This window comes from Salinimicrobium profundisediminis (assembly GCF_026241755.1).
Classification (GTDB): domain Bacteria; phylum Bacteroidota; class Bacteroidia; order Flavobacteriales; family Flavobacteriaceae; genus Salinimicrobium; species Salinimicrobium profundisediminis.
In genome coordinates this window covers 118751-125846 of sequence record NZ_JAPJDA010000015.1, presented here as the reverse complement: position 1 = coordinate 125846, position 7096 = coordinate 118751, and the positions used below count along the sequence as shown (strand labels likewise).

General features: G+C 36.9%; 7 protein-coding genes. All 7 read right to left on the bottom strand.

Annotated elements, in window-relative coordinates; genetic code table 11:
* The coding region (locus tag OQ279_RS10525; protein WP_503167757.1) for a phage tail-like protein at positions 1-1157 on the bottom strand (1157 nt) is incomplete at its 3' end.
* A gap of 937 nt (positions 1158-2094) precedes the next feature.
* Entirely contained in the window at positions 2095-2298 is a 204-nt protein-coding gene (locus OQ279_RS10520; RefSeq protein ID WP_266069854.1) for a hypothetical protein, read from the bottom strand.
* 450 nt (positions 2299-2748) lie between these two features.
* On the bottom strand, positions 2749-3186 hold the full coding sequence (locus OQ279_RS10515; protein ID WP_266069853.1) for a DUF6730 family protein: 438 nt from the start codon (positions 3184-3186) through the stop codon (positions 2749-2751).
* A gap of 11 nt (positions 3187-3197) precedes the next feature.
* On the bottom strand, positions 3198-4070 hold the full coding sequence (locus tag OQ279_RS10510) for a relaxase/mobilization nuclease domain-containing protein (protein WP_266069851.1): 873 nt from the start codon (positions 4068-4070) through the stop codon (positions 3198-3200).
* A complete protein-coding gene (mbpA, locus tag OQ279_RS10505; RefSeq protein ID WP_266069849.1) occupies positions 4067-4363 on the bottom strand; it encodes a mobilization protein MbpA in 297 nt (98 codons plus the stop codon). Before mbpA ends, OQ279_RS10510 begins: the two co-directional genes overlap by 4 nt.
* Positions 4364-4511: 148 nt before the next feature.
* Positions 4512-5171 (bottom strand): DUF8464 domain-containing protein, encoded by a 660-nt coding sequence (locus tag OQ279_RS10500; RefSeq protein WP_266069847.1) that lies wholly within the window; start codon positions 5169-5171, stop codon positions 4512-4514.
* Between the two features lie 513 nt (positions 5172-5684).
* On the bottom strand, positions 5685-6893 hold the full coding sequence (locus OQ279_RS10495; protein ID WP_266069845.1) for a primase-helicase family protein: 1209 nt from the start codon (positions 6891-6893) through the stop codon (positions 5685-5687).
* Positions 6894-7096 lie beyond the last annotated feature (203 nt).

Below are 7096 nucleotides of genomic sequence, written 5' to 3'. Positions count from 1 at the left end.
GTACCATCATTACTAGTGAAAGTGTAAGAACCATCAGCATTATCCGTTAAGTTCGACTTAGATACTGTTCCAAGGACGGTTGTTCCATCAGCTCCAAGCAAAGAGAAACTCCCATCTTCATTATCTTCGATCGTAAGGTTCCCAAAACCGGTTTCCAGTTCGGTAAACAATTCCTCTAAAGCTGACTGTACATTAGTGGCTGTAAAATTGTTAGTGGTGTTATCAAATGTAATTGCATCGGCATTAGTATCAATACTGGCAATTGTGGCTCCAGTACCATCGGTAAATGTATAGACACCCTCAAGGACGGTCACGTTTGTAGTATTAGCATCTATAACTATTTGAGTGCCATCTACTGCGGTATGAGTATAAGTGCCATCATTATTACTAACCAATACATCTGTAGTATTATCAAGGTTATTTTGAATCTCATCTAAAGCATCCTGAACATTTACGGCAGTCAATCCACTGTTGACATTATTATAATTCAATGCATCAGCATTGGTATTAATTGTAATATGCTCCCCGTTAGTATTGGTTAAATTATAGGTACCATCTTCATTATCAATTAATTTCGTGGTGTTTGCATCAAAAATTGTCTCTATACCACTTCCGGAAGAAAAAGTAAAAGTTCCGTTTCCATTGTCGATTATAGAAGAATAGGTAACGTTATCTTCTAAAAGCGATATAATCTTCTGATAAACAGATCCGTTACTACTGATATTTTTAATAACATCGGAAGGAACATCTATTGTTGTAAGGGAATTATCCTCACTAATATAAGTGTATGTACCATCAAGATTATCCACAAGACGGGTTATAGTCTCATTGGTAATATCATCTAATTTGATGTTTATTTGATCCCCTGCTTCATTAAAATAAACAAATGATTGATTCTCAATATTCCAAACAACATTATTTGCAGGAATACCAGGATTTGTTTGTGTTGTTGATGTTATTCTATTCCATATACCGGCATACCAGTAGTAATAACCTGGAGTTAAACCACTGGAGTTAGTGGTGTTAAAAACCAATAGACTTTCAACATTCCCATTTGTAATTGTTGTTTGGTCTGTTAGACTGTTAAGTGGAACCTGGGGGATGAGAATTCCCCGATCTGAAGCCACAATTTCTAGCTGACTGGATAAGTTGGGCATATCCGTTCCTATACCTACCTGGGCATTAATAGTAAAACTAAAAAATAAAATTGCGAGGGGTAATAGTTTCTTCATATATATTCAATTTTGAGCTTTTTAAACCAGCAAATAGTTTTAGAGAAGGATGGAAATTTTATACGATACAGTTTCTTTACGAATCAATAAATTGAAGATCTCTTGTAAGCCAATTACTTTTTTTTTTAAAAAAATAGAATTCCTACTCTTTTAGATGTGAAGGGAATTACTAGGACATCGACAAGACCTTTTTATCTCGCGTGCAAAAAAAGGATAACGAGCGGAATTACAAGCATACAATCCCAGCATGAGTGTATCCATATTCAATTTGGATACTTATCCAATCAAAGAAATAGGTGAGATGCGGGGTACAGGAACCAAATTATCACTCTGCTAACTGTAAGAAAACTTGCGTAAAATAACTGCACTCTTTTTTATCCGTAAAATCCATTTTTTGCCTTATTGTAGATTTACACTTATTATTACAATAAGGATTGTGCTATTGTAGTTTACCCGTAATTTTACAATAGTGAGTTCCTTATTGTAAAACGGACATGAGTTTATGAAAAAGTGGTTTATCAAAATAGTCCCACTTCTGACACAGCCACCGGCAAAACTCCTCTTTAATTTCAGGATATGTTGCAAGAAATCCTGTTGGTGGTGAGGGTCTTATTTCATAATCATACGATAACCTTTAAACTTTTTGTCCTGATGAAGTTTCATACACATTCCAGATGTTGGTATTTGACAATACTTTAGAAGCCCCGGGAACTTATATTAGGTAATTGGATTCAAGAAAGCTTTTAAAGTAATTGACTCTTTGTTTAATTCATCTAACACTCCGCCTAGAATTTCCTCTTTAGCTTTGGCCAGATTTGATTTCTCCCTATCTGAATAGTATTACTTACCAGGCTAGTCAAACCTAAATTATTGTATATATTGTATATAAAATAGCCCGTAAAAAATAACCCATAATTTTTCCATTAATTTCCAATAGATCTTTACCAACCTGTTCCTGATCAGGCTGTATTAATCCAAAGGGAGTCTTTTCCGGCTTGTAATATTTCTCTTTGGATAATTTAGATATTTTACCCGCTTCTACCATCCGGTTTAAAGCTTTAATCACAGCTTCATTTTTTTCACCTCTACACTAAAATCTTCATAGGTAAAAACAGAGCCCCTAGGGAATCTATTGATGGTATTAGCTATGTAATCAGTTATTTTCAAGAATTACTGTTTTTTTCAAATGTGGAATTTTGTCCAGTTTATTATTAAAAAAACTGGACATTTTTTAAATAAATTGGGGATAACTGTAGACCCACTATATTTCTTTTAGTCCCGAAGATATTTTAAAAATCCAAAGGGAAATGTGAGAGAATTATAATAAACAAAAATGAATTTCTATCCTTAATATTTCCAGGATTCGCCAATGGATTCTGGTCTTGGCACATACAGGTTAGTAATTTAGATCTCGTTCTCAAGCCCCAATATCTACCATAACTTACCTGCGCGGGATCCGATGCTGTTTTTATAGCGTACAGTGGTTAAGCGTTAAATAAAAACAGCATTGGGCGCATTACGGAATGTTATGGTTTTGCAGCCAGTTTTCATATGCTTCTCGTGAACCTGGATTTTCCTTTAAATATTCACCATATTGATATGCCGGATAAACATCATTTTTATCATCTTTTAAACTCTCCAATTGAAGACCCATATAACAAATTATACTAATTAAAAGGACCAGCACACTTCCAAAAAGTATACCCATACTCTTGGGGAGGATATATGCCTTCTTTAGCTTTTTATCAATAGCTACTAATTTATCTGCCATTAAAGCTTCTTTTTCCTGTTGCTGCTGAAAGAAAAACTTTAACTGTTTTTCCATTACTTCGGTACTTATAGGAATGCTCCGTGTATTGAGTTCATCAGTCATTTTTTTCATCTGCAAAAGGGCAACCTGAAAATCCTGAATTTCATCAGTCATCAGTTCCATGATCTCGTCTATTTTCTTCATCTCATTGTATTTTAATATCCCATTCCTATTCCTGGATCCAGAGCTCTTTTAATGGTTTGTTTGATCAAATCTTTGGCTATTTTATTTATGAGGCCGGTACTAAGTTGTACGGTACTGCTAAGTAGCTGAAGAGAACGTGGTGGCTCTTTGAGCTTTGTGATACTATTGTTTTGACTGATTCCCAAAATAATTTTATTGCCACTCATACTCCTGTGGATTTCACTGCCCTTCAGATTTATACCATTGTATTCAAATCTGAAACCCTGCAACTGCCTGGATCTGTTAATACTTGGAATAACCTTTACCCTATGTACCTGCATCTTCTGTATATACTCATCAAGAGATTTAGGTTTTGTTTGGAGGATTTTCTCATGTATGAATTGAACTTCTTTGCGGTGATGTTGAAGCTCAACTAGCCTGGCTTGTTGCACTTCCCTTACTCTTTTAAGGCCTAACTCCCTTGCAATGCTATCTGCGGCAATTTGACTTCGTTTTCCAATAAAGCTGTCTTTATAAACTTCCCCCGTGAGGCTAACGCGGTTGGCATAGATATGAATGTGAGTATGGTTCTTATCCCGATGAACAAAACCTATGGCCTGATGATTTTGAAGATTCATTTTTATTAAGAACCTTCGAGCGATCTCACCCAGTCCTTCCGAGGTCATATTCTTTCCATCTTCTATGGTTGGACTTACTATAAAACTAAGAGTGTTTTTGGAGCACCTTTCATGCTGGGATTGGATAATTTGGAATTCTTCTGTGATCTCCCGGGGATTGTCTCCCGCAAGATGTTCTTTAAGTACTACCTCTGCCTCCTTTTCCTGATCCCATCCATAGGTTAACGATGCCTTTGTTCTTGAGATGGCGTGTCCTTTCCCTATCATTTCTTGAAGTTTTGTAAGTGAGTTCTAATTTCCTCAGCAAGCCGCTCCACCGTTGCTGCTAACTGTGGATCCCGTTTTTTGAACATATTACTAATTCGGGTAAAGTTGTTCTTATACTCCACCAACATCCGATAGTATTCTAATTGTTCCGGTGTTATCCTTTCCACAATGTTTCTTTCAAAGGCAGTGGAGCGAATGTATTCTGAAAGGGATATTCCGGCTCTGGCTGCTCTTTTTTTGAGTAGCTTTTTCTCATAAATTGAGCATCGGATTTGAATGAATTCCCTTTTCATCTTTTCTTCTTTTTAGCCTTTGCGACCTCCGGGAGTAAAGCAAGATTGTCATGACAATGACACATCTTGCTTTGCTTTTCAAAACGATAATCATGTGTAGCTTTAATTAATTTAAGTTGTGCTACTTCTTTTTTTATACATTCAAAATTTAAACAATCTGCTTCCTTACAAGCATTTCATTCAAGTCCTGAAAATTTTTGTAAAGACTACTCTCATCCTTAATGTGAGAATAACTTTTAAGCAAGTTTTTCGTTGCTGTTCTTCCAGATGGATCCCTATCAAGGTATAAGGTTACTGCTCTGGAGTTTTTGCAAATAGGATGCACTTCAGAAATAAAAGAGAGGGAATTTAGAATAAGAAGATCTGCTCTCTCTATTTCCTCTGAAGCTATTACTGCCAATGATAACAGGTCAAACATTCCTTCAAGTACAATTAGCTTTTCTCCCCCCTTTTTTAAGTAGGAGTAGCTTTTAGGTGTAGTAGAACTTTTACAATAAAGATTTCTCAATTCCCAGCCCCCTAAATGATTTTTGAGGCCAAGAGCAAAAAGCGGCTTTCCATGGCATTCATACCAAATCTCTTTACAATAGGTTGCTGCTACGTGAAGTGGAATCTTTCGGGAGGACAGATACTCTTTTAGTGAACAATGTCCTATAGGCAGGACCTTAAGGATCTTGTTTTTTGGTTCCTTTATTTGGCTGCTTTTCCTAAAGTTTAGATTGGATGGAGAAACAGGTAATCCCTCTGATAAATAGCCGAGAGCCTCTCCCACCGAAAAGCCTGAAATTAAACATACCAGGTCAATCACATTACCTCCTTTTCCTATTCCGAAGTCATACCATCTGTTGAGCTCAATAGAGACCTTGAAAGAGGCCTGAGTTTCTGACCGAAGGGGACTCAGAAACCATGCTTTTTTCTCCGATTTGTGGCTGGGAAAGTGCCCTAGCTTTGCCAGTGTTTTGACGATGCAAATGCTACGGGCTGTTTCACAGTTCATTCTTTTTGTTTTCATCAGCTTTTTATTTAGTAGTGTTTGCTATGTTTTACAACTCTCCTTTCTTCTCCTTCTTTTGTCATCAAATAAATTTTTGATGACAATTTGATGACAGTTTGATGACAGCTGAAACCCTTACTATTATTGGTCTTATCTTACTTTGTCATCAATTCATCAAAAAATAAATAGTATTTCAAAGTTTTACCCTCAATAGCAGCTTCCATTTTGATGAAATGATGACAGCAGCTGAAACCTCCCGCAAACACTGGAGATTCCCTGTCATCGTTTTGTCATCATTTCATCATTTTTCACTTCGGAAGAGAGAATTCAGTTGATTTTATCATCCTCGAAATTCTCCAGAAGGAAATTTTTATTTATAGTGAAATAGCGTCCTTTAGCTTCTATAAAAGATGTAGAACCATCTCCCCAGAGCAGGAACTTTTGGTAGCGGTTGGAATTGGGCTGATTCTCCAGCTTCCAGTCCTTCTTCAGGATTTTCCGGATTTGGGTAAGATCGGTTCGAAGTCGGGATTTACTAATTGCATTATAGGCATCCATCGGACAAAGATTCAACTCCTCCATATCCTGATTTTCCATCACCATTAAAAGAATATTAGCCAGTTCCCTTTCCACCCTGTTACGGTTATTCTGCACCAGTTTTTTCAAGGCAGGTGTTTCTATTTGATCAGCAGAGAACCACATCCGGGTTTGGTGCCTGGAATAAAGCTTTCGATTCTTTAGGTAAAACAGAAATGCAGGAATCTCTTTGGCCAGGGATTCCAGGAATTCCGTTTGCTCTTTCTTTATCACAGGAACCTGTAGTACCCAAAAACGGGTTTCATGATGGTCTATCTTAATGAAGTTCTCTTCATTGTTACTGCAGAGGATGAACTTTCCGAAGAATTCCACTTCCCGCTTGTCCTTTCCTTTTGCCTCCAGTTTATTGATATTGGTGGTACTTAAATATTTGATCCTCTCAGTCAGCTCTTCTTTATTAAACAAGACTTCATCTATGCAAATCAGAAGTTTATTCGCCCAATCGGCATTGAACTGGCTGGTAAAGCTATCATTGGTGAGATAGGTAAGGTTATTTTCAAAAATGAGTTTCAGCCATTTAAGAAAAGTACTTTTCCCGGTGGAACGTTCCCGCGAGACCAGGCATAGTATAGGTAGGATTTGTGTAGGCTTGATAAAAAGGAGTTGCAGGTAATCTAAACCCAATTCGTAATGAGCTCCAAAAATATGTTTCACAAAACTTAAGGAAGTAGTACATGCTCCCTTTTCCGGGACATGATTTAATGGAGCATATGTGTTATAAAAATTGTGGCAGGAGGATTTAAAATCCAGATGATCTGGGATACAGGTGAAGCCATCGAATTTTGGAATTGCCGCAAGGTAAGTCTTCCCATGGTCCTGCCTGATCGTTTCAATATTCCATGGAACCAGCGATTCATTCACATGGCCTGAAATGCTCGGTGCTTTTACCAATTTGTAATATTGGGTTCCTACTCTGATGTATACCTCTTCCCGTTTCATGTGTACAAAAAACCCATTTCCCCTTTATGATGAATCACCTGGCATTTTGCAGATCAGATCTTAAAGGGAATTATATTCCCTCTTTGTCCACCAGAATGTAAAATATTCAGGTGCCATTCGAAATCTGCTATACATATTATAATACTCTTAGGAGCTCCATTTCAGCTCATATTTCACAATTACAGTATTTGGTAATTTGACTT

Excerpts from the sequence above, each read along its gene's own strand:
- OQ279_RS10515 (WP_266069853.1), bottom strand. The coding sequence starts at position 3,186 with ATGAAGAAAATAGACGAGATCATGGAACTGATGACTGATGAAATTCAG.
- mbpA (WP_266069849.1), bottom strand. The coding sequence starts at position 4,363 with ATGAAAAGGGAATTCATTCAAATCCGATGCTCAATTTATGAGAAAAAG.
- OQ279_RS10510 (WP_266069851.1), bottom strand. The coding sequence starts at position 4,070 with ATGATAGGGAAAGGACACGCCATCTCAAGAACAAAGGCATCGTTAACC.
- OQ279_RS10495 (WP_266069845.1), bottom strand. The coding sequence starts at position 6,893 with ATGAAACGGGAAGAGGTATACATCAGAGTAGGAACCCAATATTACAAA.